13 protein-coding genes are annotated in these 17,976 nt (G+C 43.6%); 5 read left to right on the forward strand and 8 right to left on the reverse strand.

Going from position 1 to position 17,976, the window contains the following annotated elements:
- Nucleotides 1–269: 269 nt before the first annotated feature.
- Entirely contained in the window at nt 270–1,736 is a 1,467-nt protein-coding gene (locus tag ACQY73_RS24870) for a tetratricopeptide repeat protein (protein ID WP_428656202.1), read from the reverse strand.
- A 218-nt stretch (nt 1,737–1,954) separates the two neighbouring features.
- On the opposite strand from ACQY73_RS24870, the gene ACQY73_RS24875 reads away from it, so the two are divergent.
- Together ACQY73_RS24875 and ACQY73_RS24880 are read left to right on the forward strand one after the other, a co-directional pair.
- Nucleotides 1,955–3,274 carry a type IV secretory system conjugative DNA transfer family protein gene (locus ACQY73_RS24875; RefSeq protein WP_428656205.1) on the forward strand — a complete coding sequence of 440 codons (1,320 nt, stop codon included), beginning with the start codon at nt 1,955–1,957 and terminating at the stop codon, nt 3,272–3,274.
- 199 nt (nt 3,275–3,473) lie between these two features.
- Nucleotides 3,474–4,067, forward strand: a complete 594-nt coding sequence (locus ACQY73_RS24880) for a DUF502 domain-containing protein (protein ID WP_428656208.1) — start codon at nt 3,474–3,476, stop codon at nt 4,065–4,067.
- A 31-nt stretch (nt 4,068–4,098) separates the two neighbouring features.
- Here ACQY73_RS24880 and ACQY73_RS24885 read toward each other — a convergent pair whose 3' ends face one another.
- From ACQY73_RS24885 to ACQY73_RS24900, 4 genes are all read right to left on the reverse strand, one after another.
- Nucleotides 4,099–5,313 carry an MraY family glycosyltransferase gene (locus ACQY73_RS24885; protein ID WP_428656210.1) on the reverse strand — a complete coding sequence of 405 codons (1,215 nt, stop codon included), beginning with the start codon at nt 5,311–5,313 and terminating at the stop codon, nt 4,099–4,101.
- 101 nt (nt 5,314–5,414) lie between these two features.
- On the reverse strand, nt 5,415–6,179 hold the full coding sequence (locus tag ACQY73_RS24890) for a glycosyltransferase family 2 protein (RefSeq protein ID WP_428656212.1): 765 nt from the start codon (nt 6,177–6,179) through the stop codon (nt 5,415–5,417).
- 96 nt (nt 6,180–6,275) lie between these two features.
- Nucleotides 6,276–6,851, reverse strand: coding sequence for a WcaF family extracellular polysaccharide biosynthesis acetyltransferase (locus tag ACQY73_RS24895; protein WP_428656214.1), 576 nt, complete (start codon nt 6,849–6,851; stop codon nt 6,276–6,278).
- Nucleotides 6,793–7,728 carry a glycosyltransferase family 2 protein gene (locus tag ACQY73_RS24900; RefSeq protein WP_428656217.1) on the reverse strand — a complete coding sequence of 312 codons (936 nt, stop codon included), beginning with the start codon at nt 7,726–7,728 and terminating at the stop codon, nt 6,793–6,795. The genes ACQY73_RS24895 and ACQY73_RS24900 overlap by 59 nt, the downstream gene beginning before the upstream one ends.
- 177 nt (nt 7,729–7,905) lie before the next feature.
- Here ACQY73_RS24900 and ACQY73_RS24905 point away from each other — a divergent pair, with 177 nt between their 5' ends.
- Genes ACQY73_RS24905 through ACQY73_RS24915 form a run of 3 tightly spaced genes read left to right on the forward strand, consistent with a single transcriptional unit; the run spans nt 7,906 to nt 11,603 of the window.
- A complete protein-coding gene (locus ACQY73_RS24905; protein ID WP_428656220.1) occupies nt 7,906–9,141 on the forward strand; it encodes a 3-phosphoshikimate 1-carboxyvinyltransferase in 1,236 nt (411 codons plus the stop codon).
- Between the two features lie 56 nt (nt 9,142–9,197).
- Entirely contained in the window at nt 9,198–10,967 is a 1,770-nt protein-coding gene (locus tag ACQY73_RS24910; protein WP_428656222.1) for an ABC transporter ATP-binding protein, read from the forward strand.
- A 42-nt stretch (nt 10,968–11,009) separates the two neighbouring features.
- The gene (locus ACQY73_RS24915) at nt 11,010–11,603 is read left to right on the forward strand and encodes a Uma2 family endonuclease (protein WP_428656225.1); all 594 of its coding nucleotides are present in this window, start codon (nt 11,010–11,012) and stop codon (nt 11,601–11,603) included.
- A gap of 72 nt (nt 11,604–11,675) precedes the next feature.
- On the opposite strand, the gene ACQY73_RS24920 is transcribed toward ACQY73_RS24915, so the two are convergent.
- Genes ACQY73_RS24920 through ACQY73_RS24930 form a run of 3 tightly spaced genes read right to left on the reverse strand, consistent with a single transcriptional unit; the run spans nt 11,676 to nt 17,867 of the window.
- A complete protein-coding gene (locus ACQY73_RS24920; protein ID WP_428656227.1) occupies nt 11,676–12,518 on the reverse strand; it encodes an endonuclease/exonuclease/phosphatase family protein in 843 nt (280 codons plus the stop codon).
- A 39-nt stretch (nt 12,519–12,557) separates the two neighbouring features.
- The gene (locus tag ACQY73_RS24925; protein WP_428656230.1) at nt 12,558–14,330 is read right to left on the reverse strand and encodes a RagB/SusD family nutrient uptake outer membrane protein; all 1,773 of its coding nucleotides are present in this window, start codon (nt 14,328–14,330) and stop codon (nt 12,558–12,560) included.
- 9 nt (nt 14,331–14,339) lie between these two features.
- Nucleotides 14,340–17,867 (reverse strand): SusC/RagA family TonB-linked outer membrane protein, encoded by a 3,528-nt coding sequence (locus ACQY73_RS24930; protein ID WP_428656233.1) that lies wholly within the window; start codon nt 17,865–17,867, stop codon nt 14,340–14,342.
- Nucleotides 17,868–17,976 lie beyond the last annotated feature (109 nt).

Consider the following 17,976-nt stretch of genomic DNA (forward strand, 5'->3'; position numbering starts at 1 on the left):
CGGGTAGTTTAAACTTTTTACCTCTTTTGAGCGTCTTATTAATAAGGCCTTTTTGAGTATTTTCAGGAAAAAGCCGAGACCTTACCACTCAGTATTTTATTTTACTCATTTCTAAATCATCGTTAAAGCCATGAAAAAGGTAGTTAAACTTTTGTCAGTAGCATTGGCAGTAGGTGCGGCGGTCTATACCGTAAAAAAACTGCAAACCAAAAAAGTATAAGTTGAGCCGCACTTGGTGCAGTTCCTTGTTTAAGATCGCCGTTGAGAAATCAACGGCGATTTTTGTAGACGCTTTGTTCAATATTTTTTTTGGTTTCGTGATAGTTGAACGAGCAGGCGTTGGTTTTGGCGGTTTGCTGGAAAATAGCGTTTGCTTTTTCAGACAAAGAGATAGATTCAGCTAAATGACCGGCTTCGCGCTCAATTTCGCTCAATAAAAAATAGGCATGCCCCGCTTCTACGCTTATTCCAAGCTCGGTTTTGCTCCAATGGTCAAGCGCCTGACGCAGACTTTGAAGAGCCTTTGCGTGAAATTGGCGGCCTTGGTAATAATGAGTACTGCCAAGCAAATAATAATAATACGCCAACATGGGTTTTGGAGAAGCATGGTCGTCAAACACCTGATTACACTCTGAGCGCATACGAGCCAGCGTATTTTCAGCTTCCTGATAATTCCCCTGTCTCATGTTAACACAGGCGGTGCATTTCAATGACTTCCAAATGTAAGTCTGCTGCTCTTTCGGCGGGCATTGGACTTGGCTGGCAAAACGACAAAACTCTGCTGTTTTTTCAGGGTTGATGCAGCAACTGTACGAATAATAAGAAAAGTAATACGGAAACAAAGGCGTCATTTCAAGCGTATTACGTTGCTTATTTTCATCGATCAGCTCTAAAAGTTCGTTGTTGAGTTGCTTTGTGATCTCGGTTTTGCCCGTTGCCCAGGCTGCTTTCATCAAATTGGATTTGAGATCAAGCATGTGTCGCAGCATTTCTGTACTGTGTTTGGCTGCTCCCGTCAGGTATTGGTCTATTTTCCACGCAACGGTCCAAAGTTTAGACGTAAGAGAGACGGTCAGGATCTTATTGCAATCGTACACAAATACGGTATTGAAAGACTTTACAAAAGATACGGTAGCGATCTCCTGAATGGCAAAATCGGCCAGTCTTTCCAACTCTTCCAGTTGTTTCTTTTGAAGTTTTGTGTGTTTGTTCGCTTCAGCTACCGACAGATTGTTCACCGAAAAATATTGTTCGATCTTTTCAACATCGAATGTGAGCGAACGAGCTGTATTTTCGGCATTGCGCAGCAACAATTTTTGCTTTTCCGTTTCCTCAAACAGTTGTTGAATACGCTCCCGTGCAATGATCGCCAGCCAGTTTTCATCGCCTTTGGGCGGTTCCCCCATCCATTTTCTGAACCCTTCGTAGGTAGAAAAGTCCGCAAAATCGACGTCTTTCCCGATCATACCGCATACCTTATTGAGCGTCGATTCATCGAAACTGCAATTCCACGGAGAACGTCGCATTTTACAATAGACCTTTTTCAGGCTTTCCACTCCGGGGACTTCCGAATCAGCCATCATCTCGCCCTTTTTTCGAAGGTGTTTCGCAAACCACGCAGACTGTTCTTCTCCACTGGGTCGGGCCGAGGGATGTCCGCCAATGGCCAAATCACAGTACTTGGCCATTGCCCCCATATAATACGGGGAATGTAATTTATTTTTGGTACGCGGCATATGGGTAATTAAGTTAGAATGACACCATACAACGAGTCGCGATCCCGGAAGACAAGTAAATTAGTAGGGGTATTATGAGAATGTAAACTTCTGACTAAATCGGATAATAATAAAGAAATGTTGATTTCTTTTTTTTAGAGTTTTTCAGCGGTTTTTTGGTTTAGGTTAGGAAAGTTATGAGGCTGAAGTTTGCGGTATCCATTTACGACAAAACAGATATGATTTCCCAACAAACTCCTCCCAAAAAAGTTCCCGTTTCAAGTCTTTTATTAGGATGGGAAAAAGAACCCAATGCACGCAACATCGGGTTTCGTTCAGCACCGCAGCAATCAGCCTCCTATACTCCGCGCATCGTAGAAAGCACCGATGTAATGCACCAGATGACCTTTGCTTCAACGGGAAGCGGAAAAGGCCGCTCCGTCATTATTCCCAACCTGCTCAGGTATCCCGGCCCGGCCATTGTCATAGATCCCAAAGGGGAAAATTTTAAGGTGACGGCCCGCGCCCGCAAACGCATGGGGCATCAGATCGTGTGCCTGGACCCCTTTCGATGTATCGGTCCGGATTCTGACTGCCTGAATCCGCTCGACCTACGCCATTTGCCCAATGCAGATGTTGAATCAGACGCTCAGGCCATGGCTGATATGCTCTCTGCGGGCAACCGTTTCACCAAAGACCCTTTTTGGGACAATTCGGCTTGCGGTCTGCTCAGTGGCTTGATCGCTTTTGTGCTTGCCTGCGAGAATGATGAGCGCAAAAACCTTAACGCGATTCGTGAGCTTGCCATCAATGATGATGTAGTATATAATTTGGCGGTAAAGATGGATACTATCGGCAAAAAAATGCCCCAAATGGCCTATGAAGAATTCAGCGCGTTTATGATGATGCCCGAACGCGACACGCGCCCATCCGTATTGGCAACGCTTAATGGGTACCTTAAACCGTTTATGAGTGCACAGGTTGCCAAAACCTTAGGATCATCGTCGTTTGATCTGAATGATGTACGAGCCGGAAAACCGCTCACCATCTATATTGTCATACCGCCGGATAAATTAAGCAGCCACGCGGGCTTGTTGCGTTTGTGGATCGGAACGCTGTTTGAAGCGATCATCAGCAGAGAGGAGATTCCTCCACTCAAGACCCTCTTTTTGTTGGATGAAGCGGCACAGTTGGGGCATTTTAAGTTGCTTGAAACCCTCATTACCTTATGCAGAGGGTATGGGGTAGCCTGTTGGGCTTTTTGGCAAGACCTTTCTCAACTTAAGAGTAATTTTCCCAACTGGCAAACACTTCTCAACAACAGCCATACATGGCAGTTTTTTGGGGTCCGAAAGTATCAGGTAGCCAAAGACCTCGCTGAAGTAGTGGGATTGCCGGTATCTGTTTTGATGGGAATGTCTTCCAATGACCAGATCATTGTCTCAGACGGCGATGAAGCTCCGCGCTTTTGCCGGAAAATGGATTACCTGCAAGACGAGATTTTCAAAGGGCATTTCGACTCCAATCCTTTTTATAAAAATGTAGAAGTAAGAAATTAAGAGATAGGTAAGATGCCGGGTTTTACGGCTGTTTATAAACGCTTGTAAAGAAGTGTTTTCGGGGAATATTTTCCTCAATGCACTTCGAATGGAAGGAACTTACGCAAAACATTCGCAGTTGATTGGTATATATTACTTTCTGACCGGTTGGTGCATTCGTAACAACTGAAAGAGCGAAAACCTATTATTCAGCAGTAAAATGCTACAAAATCGTATTATTAAGCGCATTCTGGCTTACTTTGCCCGTGGTCTTGTCTTAGTAGCTCCGACCTATTTTACCTTTGTTATTATCAAAGAAGGAATCACCTATCTGGACAGTATTCTTCCCATTTACATTGATACAAGCGATAAGCAAAACTTGTATTTGCCGGGCCTGGGACTTCTGATCATTGTCTCAAGTATTGTATTTCTGGGTTTTATTTTTTCGCGTTTTGTCCCGCAATCTTTTTTTTCGTTTGGCGAAAGCATCTTAAAAAGATTGCCTTTGGTGAGTCTCATTTATTATTCCTTCAAAGACCTGATCACTGCTTTTGTAGGTGACAAACGGAAGTTCAATCAGCCTGTTCTGATAACCGTCAATTCGCAGTCGAACCTTAAAAAATTAGGATTTATTACACAAACTGACTTGCCCAATCTGCAATTGGAAGGTTATGTGGCGGTTTATTGTCCCCATTCTTATGCTTTTTCGGGAGAACTTTTTATTGTTTCTGCCGATCAGGTTCAAGTGTTGGACAATCTGTCAAGTGCTGATGTTATGAAAATGATCATATCCGGCGGAGTATCTATCAAATAAAGAAAGAGAGGTTTCCGGCCTCTCTTTCTTTTTATAAACCTTTGATAAATCTCTTTGCCCATGAATACCGCTGAGTGCGTATATCCGGTGATCTCCATACCGCCGCCCAGGAGAGTTGCTTCTTCATTTTAACAGCGCGCATTTTCAAACCATATCCTGCAAGCAGATAGAGACAAAAAAGGCCGACCAGCACGAAGAACGCCTGCGTATTGGTAATATACTTAAAAGTCAAAAAGTAACCTACGACATTTATGATGGTTACGCTCCAAAGCGTAATGGAAGTTTGGAAATGGTTCATGCCATTGTCCAGCAAAACGTGGTGCATATGATTGCGGTCGGCCCTAAACGGAGAACGGCGATTCAGAATACGTACCAAAAATACCCGGAGTGTATCAAAAATAGGAACGATCAATAGGACGACTGCAAGGATAGGTGCGTTAAAAAATGCACTGCTATCGTGAATATAAGTAACATTAAGGCGGATGAATTTTACGGCAAAGAAAGCCAATAAAAAGCCTACAATGAGCGAACCTGTGTCGCCCATGAAAATTTTACTGGTTTTAGAGAAATTGAATCTCAGAAAGCCTAATAAAGCACCTGACATCGAAAAAGCCATACAGGCCATCGAAAAATGGTGATTAAGCAGGAACCAGGTACCAAAACTCAAACCCGCAATAAATGCGATTCCTCCTGCCAAGCCATCCACTCCGTCAATGAGGTTAATGGCGTTGATCAGCGCAATAAATATAAAAATGGTAAAAGGAATACTGATTAGATCAGGAATTTGATGAATGCCGAAAATTCCGAAAAAATTATCCACTTTAAGGCCTCCCAAGAGAATAAGGGTAGAAACGGCCAAAACCTGAAGCAATAGTTTTTTATTGGGGTCAAGAACCAAAATATCATCCTTTAAGCCCAGAAAAAACAAAATAGTCAATCCTACTACGGCAAGACTTGTTAGGTAAGCGTCGGTATTTTCGTTGGTATGAGGCCAAAGGAAATGGGCGATCAACAGGGATGCATAAATGGCAATTCCGCCAAATTCAGGAGTTTCCTGTTGGTGTGCGCTCCGGAAATTGGGCTTCTTTTTAAGCTCCAACAATCCGCTTATATTAATAATGACGGGGATAGATGTAACGGCTACGGCACAGGCAATCAAAAAAGAGATCAGGCACTGATATACTTCGTGCTGAAGTATATTTTGATACTGCGTCCGGAGTACATCTATAAGTATATCTGCATTCATAAATTCATTCTATGCTTATTCTGCCTTCATGACTTGAAGGCAAAAATTATAAAAAATAGGTTACCGAACAAAAATCAAAGGCGAAAATAGGGGGCGATTTATTATTCGGTATATTTTGGCTTATTAACAAACTGTAAAATCTTTCGGATGGGTTTCAGCCAGAGTGTAAACCAATAAGGAGTGAGCTCATTTAAAGTCCACGCCATCCGATCACTTTCATTTGCCTTTAAACGATTGTCAAGGGATTGATTACTCACCCCCCCTGTTCGCATCACGGTAGTTACTTGCGGGTGATAGGCCACGCTTATTCCGTGTTTGAACAACATTCTCAGCATTAATTCATAGTCTGCCGCGCTTCCGAGATCTAATCGATACGTCCCATATTTCTTATAAGACGAATTTCGAAGGAAAAACGTTGGATGCGGCGGCATCCATCCGAATAAAAAATTTCTCTTTTTAAACTTACCTGATTTCCAATACCGCTTTATTTTGCGGGTATTCTCAGCATCTACGTAAATTAAGTCTCCATAGATGCTGTCTGCTTGAGTTTCATTCAGTTTACCAACGATTTTTTCAATCACAAAAGGATCATGATAAAAGTCGTCGGCATTCAAAATTCCTATCACATCACCGGTTGCCAAAGCGATACCTTTGTTCATGGCATCGTATATTCCCGCATCTTTCTCGGATACGAATACAGCAATTTTCGTGCCGTAACTTTTGACAATTTCGGATGTGTTATCGGTTGATTTCCCGTCAATTATGATATATTCAATGTTGTTGTAGGATTGGTTCAAAACCGACTCAATGCAACTTTTTATGGTTTTTTCTCCGTTAAAAACGACCGTAATTATGCTTACTTTCAAAGTGGTGTAAATGTTAAGTAGTCTTCTTTTTAGGGTAAATTATTTATGGTTTTAACGTTGATTTGGGGACGAATTTATTTTGCTTTTCAGGCAATATTATGCTTCAATTTTTCGCTCTCTGATCCATTGAGCGGGGTTGCCCTGATAGATACCATAGGCTTCCAAATTCTTGACTGCTACTGAATTTACGGCCAATACAGCGTGTGAATGACAAATTACGTTAGGGCACACGATGGATTTAGCGCCAATCCAAACCCCTTCTTCAATCACAATTTTTCCAACACTCAGATCAAATGTACTCCGCGTATAATCATGATTTCCGGTGAGGAGCATTGCGCCCTGCGACAAACAAACATTGTTCCCCAGCGATACCTCTGTTAGATTATCAATCCATACTTCTTCTCCTATCCAGACGTCATTTCCTATGCTAAGTAACCATGGGTACTTAATATTTACTTTTGGCTTTATCATCAATCCTTTGCCTATTTTTGCGCCAAACGCTTTCAAAATGAGGCGCTTAAAGGAAACCGGGACAAGCAAATGCGAATTTAAAAAAAGTGCATTTGTAACAAACCAAAGCACATTTTTTAATAAAGGCGGTTGCTTATACCAACTATTGTCGTACTTCGACAGGTCGGTTTTGGACCGTTGATAGGTCTTTCCCGTATTCATTTCGGAAAAATTCAATGATGTCTTGTTTATCTTTTCCAACTCGATGGTATACTTCATATATTTTGGCATCTACCAGAAAACGATACCAAAGTCCTTGTAAAAAATGCCAAATCAGGCCTTTTTTGCCATCAAGAAAACCTAACTTCACAAAATAACGATACAGAAAATAGGCAAAAGGGCGAGTGAAAAGGGGTAAAGAAGCGTACTTCAGCTTGAGAAAGCGCTTGCGCTGGTCTTGCGTTCCAAAAAGCTTAGGTATAACGCGTTCCGCTTCGGTAAAATTGTATTTTATATCTAATAAGTCAATTACTTCACGAATGGCATAATTATTGTGCTTCTGGGTCCACCACGTTAAATTGTTCAAATTGTGGTCAACAATGTCGTTTTTGAATTGGACGGTTTGGCCCTCTGACAGTTTAATATGCTCATCCATCCACAGTTCTTCACATATTCCTTTTTCTCGTCGCCACAATCTCAAAAGCCAGATAGGGTAATAATCGCCGTGCCTGATCCATTGGTTCATAAACATTACCCGTCGCTTCACGTATATGCCGGTCGTTTCATTGGCTAAACCGGCAATCGACTGTTTTATCTCGTTGGCTAATTCAGGAGTGACATATTCGTCGGCATCCATCCGCATCAACCATTGGGTCGAAAAAGGGGTATGGTCAATGCCGAAATTGAATTGAACAGCATAGGTGATCCAAGGATTATGCACTACGTTGGCCCCTAACGATTCGGCAATTGCTACAGTACGATCGGTAGAGCCGGAATCCACAATGAAGATCTTATCCGTAAAAAGCAGCAAACTCCGAATACACCTCTCAATGTGCTTTTCTTCGTTGTGTGTCAGAATAATAACCGAAACATCATTCATAAGGTATGAATAAATCAAGGCGCAAATTGTATTTTTTTATGTTGAAAAGCAAAAAAATGCCCTTAACTTTGTAAAATTATTATATTAATTGACAAAACAACTTGGGATTTTGATACGAAATTTTACCTTTTTTCAGCCCAATGCCCGGATTGTCGAATGTACAATGTCCTATATTTCATGAAATCAGTTATCGTTTACCCACCTTCCCGGCCCATTCGTACCGAAATCCGGTTAGCCTCTTCCAAAAGCGAAAGCAACAGAGCTTTAATTATTAATGCATTGGCCGGTTTTAAAGGCCAATTGGAAAACCTGTCTTCCGCGCGTGATACCCAAACCATGATGCGGCTCCTACAATCGTCTGATAATGTGGCAGATGTATTGGATGCCGGCACAACCATGCGTTTTCTAACGGCTTATTTTGCCGTTACGGGCCAACACAAGATCATGACAGGAACTCCCCGGATGTGTGAGCGTCCGATTGGATTATTAGTAGATGCCCTGCGTACTCTTGGAGCAGATATTACGTATCAACAAAACGAAGGATATCCGCCCACAGAACTGAACGGTTTTCATTATTCAGGGCAGAATCACCTGAAGATTCGCGGGGATGTGAGCAGTCAATATATCTCTGCATTATTGATGATCGGACCAATGCTTCCTGAGGGAATTACATTGGAATTGACGGGAGAAGTGGGCTCTCGTCCTTACATCGAAATGACGCTTCAGCAAATGGTTGCGTTTGGAGTGACCCATGAAGCTGATTGGGAGGCAAAGACCATTCATGTGGCTGCTCAACAGTATATTCCGACCCGCTATGCCATAGAGTCAGATTGGTCGGGTGCCAGTTATTGGTATAGCTTAGTGGCTTTGGCCAACGATGCAGAGGTAGAACTGTTGGGTTTGAAAGAAAATTCATTGCAGGGAGATAGCGCCATTGTGCAGATCATGGAACACATGGGCGTAAAAAGTGTCTTTACAAAACAAGGCGTTTTATTGACCAAGGTTCCTGCTGAAAAAGCCTTTGAATGGGATTTTACCAATTGCCCCGATTTGGCCCAAACCGTTGCGGCCTGCGCCGTAGCTGCGGGAATTGAAGTGACAATGACAGGTATCGAAAGCCTTAAGATCAAAGAAACCGACCGAGTGGGAGCGCTTCAGGCAGAGTTGCCGAAAATTGGTGGAGAATTGGTTGAACTTGAACAAAATACCAAATACATCGTCCGCAGAAAGAAAAAGGCGTTTGAGTCCGGTTCCTCAATTCCTATGATTGATACGTATGATGACCACCGCATGGCGATGGCTTTTGCGCCGGTTGGTATGGTATTCCCAATTGAAATTGATGAACCTCATGTAGTTGCTAAATCCTATCCAGGTTTCTGGGATGATCTGAAAAAAGTGACGGTAGTAGGATAAATTATCTTCGGGAAATCATCGGTTGAAGAAAAGCCCGTTTTGCAATTAAATAAGCCATGAACAATCCTTACTTCTCACTGCTTCGCACGGCTTGGCGCTATGCTCAACAACAAAAAGGTCGGTATCTACTGGTCTATGGCCTATTTGTAATGGCCAATGTTGTGGCAGCGCTCAGTCCTTTGCTTTATGGTTGGTTTATCGAATCCATTCAGAAAGAAGGACCGGAAGTCATCAGACATGTATGGATGTATGCAGGAGCGTATTTGTTTTTGATGCTGTTGGAATGGGCTTTTCACGGTCCCGCTCGTGTGATGGAGCGAGAACTGGCGTTTAACCTCAGCCGCAATTTTCTGGATGAACTATATCATCAGGCATTGCATCTGCCTGTTCGTTGGCACCAGGATCATCACAGCGGAGCTACCATCAACCGTATTCGAAAAGCGTACGAAGCCCTGAAGGATTTTTTTCAGAACGGCTTTATGTTCCTGCATGCTTTTTCCAAATTCGTGTTTTCGTTTTTGGCAATTCTTTATTTTTCTCCTTTTTACGGTAGCATTGGCGTCCTGATCGGCATATTGACGGTATGGGTCATCTTTAAATTTGATAAACCGTTTATTAAAGCCTTGGACGAAACCAACGAAAAAGAGCACATCGTCTCTTCTACGCTTTTTGACAGTCTCTCCAACATCATTACAGTAATTACCCTACGCCTTGAAAAACGGATGCAAAACAGTTTGATGGGAAAAGTATCGGATGTATTTCCGTCTTTTCGCAGGTCTGTGGTGATCAACGAGTGGAAATGGTTTGTGGCGTATGTGCTGATAGGAGTTATCTATGTAGTGGTTGCGGTCGGGTTTGTATATGAACATTATGAGCCGAATAAAGTATTTCTGGTAGGGAGCTTAGTGACGTTGCTGGGCTATGTTAATTTGTTTACAAGTGTATTTCAGGATGTGGCGTGGCAATACACCGAAATCATTCGGTACAATACCGATGTGCAAACGGCGCGTGCTATCGGCGAAGCGTATTCTCAACAGCATCGGGCCGAGTCGGATGAAACCCTGCCGATAAATTGGCAGACCATCCAAATTCAAAACCTGAACTTTTCGCATCAGGAACTGTATGATGCTCAACACAAAGCGCATAGTTTACATGATCTCACTTTGACGATCAGGCGTGGACAACGCGTGGCGTTCATTGGCGAAAGCGGCAGCGGGAAAAGCACATTGCTGGCGCTGTTGCGTGGATTATATGAAGCCGAAAATGGAATACAAATCAGCGTTGACGGTAAGGTTTTTGACGGATTGGAAATCATTAATGATACCGTAACGCTGTTTCCGCAGGAGCCTGAAATATTTGAAAATACCATCGAATACAATATTACCCTTGGACTGCCTTTTGAAGAGTCCGATATTATGGAGGTTTGCCGGACGGCGCATTTTTCGGAAGTCATTGCTCAACTGCCCAACGGACTTCAATCCAATATTCAGGAGAAAGGTGTTAATTTATCGGGAGGACAAAAACAACGCTTAGCCTTGTCCCGGGGCGTATTGGCCGCGCGAAGCAGCGATATTGTTTTGTTGGATGAGCCTACGAGCAGTGTTGACCCGAAAACTGAAGTGCAGATATACGATCGTTTATTCGAGGAATTCAGGGGAAAAGCGGTTTTGTCTTCACTGCATCGCCTGCATCTTCTGACTAAATTTGACTATGTATATATCCTTCAAAATGGCCGAATTGCCGATGAAGGTACTTTTGAACATTTACGCCAAAACAGCCCGATTTTTCAGGATTTATGGCGACATCAGGAGAAAGTGCAAGGGTAACCATTCAAAAATTTTGTTAGTTTTGAGAAAACAAGCACAGCTATGGCAATTATAACCGATATTAACGAACTTGATTTAGATGGCTTTTATACGTACGCTGATTATCTGAAATGGCAATTTGATGAGCGAATAGAGCTTATCAAAGGGAAGATTTTTAAAATGTCTCCTGCTCCCAACGTAAGGCACCAGCGAATTTCAGCTCGTTTTCATTTGCAAATAGGCAATGCTTTTCGGAGAAAGCCGTACCAGTTGTTTTATGCGCCATTTGATGTGAGGCTGTATAACCGACAAAAATCGTTGAATGCCAATAAAGATATTTATACGGTAGTTCAACCTGATTTATGTGTGATTTGTGATGACGCCAAATTGGACGAGCGGGGCTGTATCGGAGCGCCTGATCTGATAATAGAAATTCTATCGCCGGGTAATTCCAAACGGGAAATGGACCAAAAGTATGAGCTGTACCAGGAATCGGGCGTGTTGGAATATTGGTTGGTAGAACCTGTCGATGAAGCTGTGTTTGTCTACGTGCTCAATGAACAGGGAGTTTACATAGGTCTAAAGCCTGCCACAACTACACTTACTTCTTCTTCTTTCCCTGATTTGACTATTGACTTAGAGGAAATTTTTTCCTGATTTGTAGATATGATTCTAAAAAGAAACGCTCAACAGCCGGCTGTTGAGCGTTTCTTTTTAAGGAAAATTGCCTTATTTAATCACCACCTTTGCCACTACCGGCTGGTGGTCTGAAGGATAGCGTTGGTCTTTGGAATCGGTCAATACGCCGTATTTCAATACCGAAAATTGCTTGCTTACAAAGATATAGTCGATTCTGTTTTTCATCGGCGCATCAAGCTTGAAGGAGTTGAACGTGCCTTCAGGGCCGTAGGGAGCCATCGCAGATACTTTTTTTGAATCACTGAGGATGGTTTGCATTTCTAAGATTTGCTCCGTTTCGGGAGTGGAATTAAAGTCACCAACGCAAATAGTGGGTGCATCTTTTGCGATCTCTTTGATTTTCTTCACCATCAGTTTACCCGATTGACGGCGGGCTTCTACGCCTTGGTGGTCAAAGTGTACGCTGAAAAAATAGAATTCCTTTTTGGTCGTGCCATCTTTGAATTTGACCCACGAACAAATGCGTTTGCAACATACCGCATCCCAACCTTTGGTGGGTTGGTCGGGGGTTTCGCTCAACCAAAAATTGCCCGATTCAAGGACTTTAAAGCGGTCTTTTTTGTAGAAAATAGCCGAATGTTCACCTGCCTGTTGACCGTCATCTCTACCCGCGCCGAAGAAAGCGAATTCCTGTAGTTCAGCGATACCGTCAAGTTGCATTCTGAGGCCTTCCTGCGTACCGAAAATATCAAATTCGTGGAAGCGAATCAGTGCCTTCACATCTTCTTTTCGATTGGGCCAGGCATTGATACCGTCGTTTGCCGTATTATACCTTACGTTATAGGTAGCGACTACAATAGGAGTGTTTTTTTGGGAGAAAGCGTTTTGCGCCATGAAAGCACAAAACATCCATAAAAAGAAGCGTTTGTTCATAAAAGAGTACTAAGGGTTTAGGTTTAGAAATTGAGTGGACTACCAACCCGGATTTTGACCCAATGCAGGATTAAGCAAGCGGTCGGTCTCCGGAATAGGATAAAGGTAATATTTTTCATTCCATTTTCGAGAAATATTGGTTAGCCAAGTTAATTCTCCATACGTATTGTTCTTCAATCGTTGGGGATTAGACAAGCCATTGATGCTTTCAGACACGTTAACATAGGTTACACCGGGCAGTTGAGCGGCAGGTTTGATTTTATAAAAAATGACGTCATTCTTGCCATCTTCGTTCAGATCCATTGGTTGGTCAAGCGCAGGCACGTAAAATCCGTTCCACGTTTGTTCCATCAATTCACCTCGTTTCCAGCGAATAATATCACTGAAGCGAAATCCTTCAAATACCAACTCAATTCCTCTTTCACGACGAATTTCGAGAAGAGGTGCATCTGTAATTCCCGGAAAATAGTTGGCTTGAAGATAGGGGTCAATGGCCGTAGGTTTAGCGGTCAAACCGCCCGTAATACCCGCCCGTTTACGCAGCGCGCCTACTGTTTTTGCCCAATCATCGTCGGTCAGGGTGTTGAGTTCGGCTTTAGCCTCGGCATAATTCAGCAGAATTTCGGCGTAACGCATAATACTGATAGAGTTGTCGTTGCGGAAGCCGCCGTCGTAATACGTATCATCTAAGGTCCATTTGATGGGCATATAGCCTGTATAGGTGTAAGAAAAAACAGGAGGCGCCGGTTCTGTCGTTCCGCCATTGATGCGGGTATAATTTCCCAAGCGGATGGTTTGTTGCAGGCGTTTGTCACGGCCTTTTACTTCTTCCATAAATGGGAGGGTTTCATACGCTGTACGATTGGTAAAAGCTGTTCCGTCAATGTTCAGATACGTATTCACAAATGTTCTGATCAAACTTACCCGGGCGCCGTACGTAGAACTTGTCCACCACCAGTTCGCATCATTAAAGATACTGAGTTGCGGATCTACTACGTTGGACAGCAGAATTTCGGAGGTAACGGGCGTTTTATTGATGAATAATTGGCGGTAAGATTTTTCAGGGCCTCCTGCCTCATTAAGACTGAATCCGCCTTCTTTCATGACTTTATCGGCTGCACTGACTGCTTCGGTGAGCCATTTCTCCGATGTATTTGCTAAGTTGTAGGAGGTTTGGTATTTACGGAAAGTTCCTTCAAACAGGCACACGCGAGACTTAAAACCATACACTATGTATTTGGTAATAATGCTGCGGGTGTTATCGTTGGTCGTACGGATATTTTCCCCCGCATAATTCAGATCGGCTAATACTGAATCCATCACTAAGGTACGTGGATCACGGCCGGCAAACAGATCTCCATCGGTAACCTCCATTGGTTTACCGATCCACGGAACATCGCCAAAACGTTTTACTTTTTCAAAATAGAACCAAGCCCTGAAAAACCGCGCCAAGCCATTATAATGATTCCGAACATCGACCGGAACGGCAGGGTTTACGTTGTTGGCAATGAAATAGTTGATGTTGCGTAAAGCTGTCCATGTCCAACCGGAACTTTGGCGAGGACCAAATGCACCATCGCGCAGAAAATCAGGGACTTGAGTACGGGCGCTGTAATCTGCCATAGCATCCCCCTGATGGATATCGCCGGCGTCGGGTAAATTATCGTAAAACGAAACAGTGTATAATTCCAATCCTTTTTCACTGCTGAAAACGGCGTTTTTTGAAGCTGTAGCTTCGGGTACCTGATTAGGGTCGGTACAGCCGGCAATGCTCATCAAGGCTACCAAAAGTCCTATATAATAAATTCTCATTCTCTTTGATTAAAAAGTAACCGATAGTCCCGTGGTGACACTTTTCAGGATAGGGTAGTTATATCCGTTTCCGCTCAAACCGTTCGTCACTACATTGTCAGACGGACCGAGGTTTTCCACGTCCAAATCATGCGTAATTCTATAAAGCGGCGACCATGTCCAGAGGTTTTCGCCCGACACAAAAATACGCGCTGTACTCATTCCCATTTTTTTGATAAACAGCCGAGGTAAATTATACCCAAACTGAATGTTTTTCATCCGAATGTACGCAGCATTCTGGAGGTACTTTGTCTGGATTTGAAATAACTCTCCTGAGAAGTTCTGTGCAACAAATCCACGATAACGAGGCATGTATGCATCAGGGTTTTCGGGCGACCAGGTATTGCCCAGTTGCCATTCCGGTACTTTATTGTAGGGGCGGTTGTATTGCCCCCAAAAAATGGCTGCTTCCGGACCGGGCCACCAATTCTGTTTGCCTACGCCCTGAAAGAATGACGTAAAAAAGAAGTTCTTCCAATCGACGCCGAACATAATACCGTACGTGTAGCGAGGCGTGGAATTCCCAATAATGGTACGGTCGCCGGAATTTGAAACGGTGTTGTTGCCATTATTTATCACTCCATCGCCGTTCAGATCCTTAAACTTAATATCTCCCGGCAGCCATTGCCCTGTATTGGAAGCTTTGAACAGGGTTTGTTTTGCCGAATTATTGATATCGTCTGCGGAGGTAAAATAACCGTCGGTGACATACCCCCATATTTCTCCTATCGTTTGACCGGCATAATAATCACTTAGTTTTTGATTGGGATTATTGAATTTGTCGATGGTCGAAGTGTAATCGGATAGGGTCAGGCGTACTTCGTAAGCAAGAGGCTTGTTGCCTGCCGCAAATTTATCCCGCCACGACAACACCCCTTCCCAACCTTTGGTAGTGAGGTTGGCGTAATTGCCTTTGGGTACATCCGTTCCAAAAACAGCCGGCAAAGTCATGCCTACCGTAAACATATTGGTAGTTTTGCGAATATAGGCGTCGGCGTTCAAGGTGAGGCGATTACTGAACATTCCCAGATCAATTCCCACATCCTGCGTAGTGGATGTTTCCCACGTCAATCCATCGGGAATAACGCTTGGTTGGCTTGTTTTTTGGGGGCGGACGCCGTTCAGAATACGGTCTGAACGTAAAATGGAAAATTGTTCCTGAAAGGCGTATGATCCAATGCTGCCGTTGCCGAGCGAACCATATGAGCCTCTGATTTTAAGGTCGCTGATGAGTTTGGGAGAAATTTTCCAGAAAGGTTCATGAGAAACACGCCAACCTGCGGAAATCGAAGGGAAAAAAGCGTACCGCTCACCCGAAGGAAATTTAGATGAACCATCATAACGGCCGTTCAATTCAAGTAAATATTTTTCTTTGAACGAATAATTTAACCGATAAAAACCACCGACAACGGCCCACCTTTCCCAACCACCACTCGTATTGATGGATTGTCCCAAGGCCAAATTGATGTCTTGAGCATTTTCATAGATGAGACCATTGCGTACCGTTTCAAGACGGCGGTAGGTTGATTGCTCATTGTTGTATCCCGCCAGTATTTTCAGGTAGTGATTTTGGCCAATTTGAGGTTCGTACTCTGCATACAGGTTGGTAGCGATGTAGAGTGTTTCGCGGTAAATGTTCTGCAAGTCATTGGTTCCGGTTCCCGCATACTCAATGACTCCCGGTTTGCGACTGTAAGGCACCGGGACCCGGCGTCGATAGTCATTGTTGTCGGTATTTTGGAATGTGAAATTGCCCTTTACCCTAAATTGATTATTGAAAAATTGAGCTGCAAAATCGGTCGTATTTCTAAAAATACGTTTGTCCATGTCAATCCCGTTTTTGCCGTACCAAAAATCTCCTACCGTATAAGCGGCTGAATAAGACAACGTTCCGTCAGGATTAAACATCGGTGACATGATGTGCCCTTCGTCTTCGATGTTACGCCATATGCTTCCTCCTTCGCCCACGTTGAGCGGATTGTGGTATTTCATGGAAGAAAAGTCGGCGTTGTTGCTCACTTTGAGCCAAGGGAAAGGTTGGATCGAGCCTTTCGCGCGCATACTCATGATGCGATAATCGTCTGAATTGTAACGAAATAAGCCGCTTTGTGTATAATAACGACCCGTTATGTAAAAATCCGCTTTGCCGCTGCTGCCCGAAAGCGAAAGATTATGCTCGGTGGCACTGTTGTTGTTCTTATATAATTCTTTGTACCAATCGGTATTTCCGTAATACACGTATTCGCCTGTGGTGGGGTCAATATCCGTTTTGGGCAAAGAAGGGTCATTGTTTCTTCGTTCCAATTCGGTCAGGTAAGCGGGCGAGAACCGTACTGTTTTGTTGACGTTCTGCGGAGTTTGTGAATAATCGTTCCATGCTGCCCAACTTTCGTTAAACAACTGGGCAAACTCATAGCCATTGGTCACGAATTTAGGAACTGTAGTGGGGCTTTTAATCGAATGATTGACAGAATACGTAATAATGGTCTTGTCTTTTACCGGACTTTTCGTAGTAATAAGCACCACCCCAAAAGCACCTCTGGCTCCGTAAATAGCGGCCGAAGCTGCGTCTTTTAAGACAGTCACACTGGCTACGTCATTGGGGTTGAGGCGGCCCGGATCGCCTTCTACACCGTCGATCAGAATCAACGCGTTGCCTCCCTGACCAATGGAAGTGGTCCCACGGATATTATAGGTTGGAGATTGTATGGGCTTTCCGTCGCCCATCCGAAGGTTTAGATTCGGAATTATGCCTTGCAAACCCTGTGTAAGGTTGGACAATGAGCGATTTTCGAATACTTCGCCGGTCACTTGATCGACGGCACCTGTCAAATTTACTTTCTTTTGGGTCCCGTATCCAACAACGACGATTTCGGACAACGATTTAGTGTCCGTCTCCAGCGTTATTTCAAGCGTTGTGTGATTTCCCACTATTACTTCCTGACGGAGGTATCCTACATAGCTAAACACCAGAATTGCTTCCGGCTTGGCAAAGGAAAGGTTAAAACGACCGTTAGCGTCGGTAGACGTTCCTTTGACCGTGCCTTTCACTAAAACATTGACGCCCGGAAGGCTCTCATCACTTTCCCCTTTGACAGTTCCGGAAATGGTTATCTCCTCTACTGTACTTTGGGTATGTTTTGGAATTTCTAAGGGCGCAAAAGTAATTCGTTGCGGTTTTTTGGTGAGTATGACTTGTTTGCGGCTTACAATATCATAGTTGATCTGCAACGGCTGAAACAGTTTCTCAAAAACGCTTTCCAAGCGCTCTTCTTTTACGATCAGATTGACAGAAGGTACACTCCTTAAAACCTCGGAGCGATATGAAAATCGAACTTTGGCCTGCCGTTCGATTTTATTGAGGATTTGACGTAAGGACTGATTCTCAACCTTAAGCGAGACCCGCTGGTTGAGTAAATCTTGAGCTACGGTTTGTCGGGCACAGCAAATGCCGAACAATAGCAGCACTAAAATGTATTGATTCGTAGAAACTCTCAAGGCTAAGTACAACCAATTTTTGTCGAAAAAATTTTATACTTTTGCTTTGTATTGTTCGGTGCTACGGGCAAGACAAACATAGCCCGGCTTCAACCGTATTGCAGAAGGT

The organism is Runella sp. (genome assembly GCF_965279615.1).
Taxonomy (GTDB): domain Bacteria; phylum Bacteroidota; class Bacteroidia; order Cytophagales; family Spirosomataceae; genus Runella.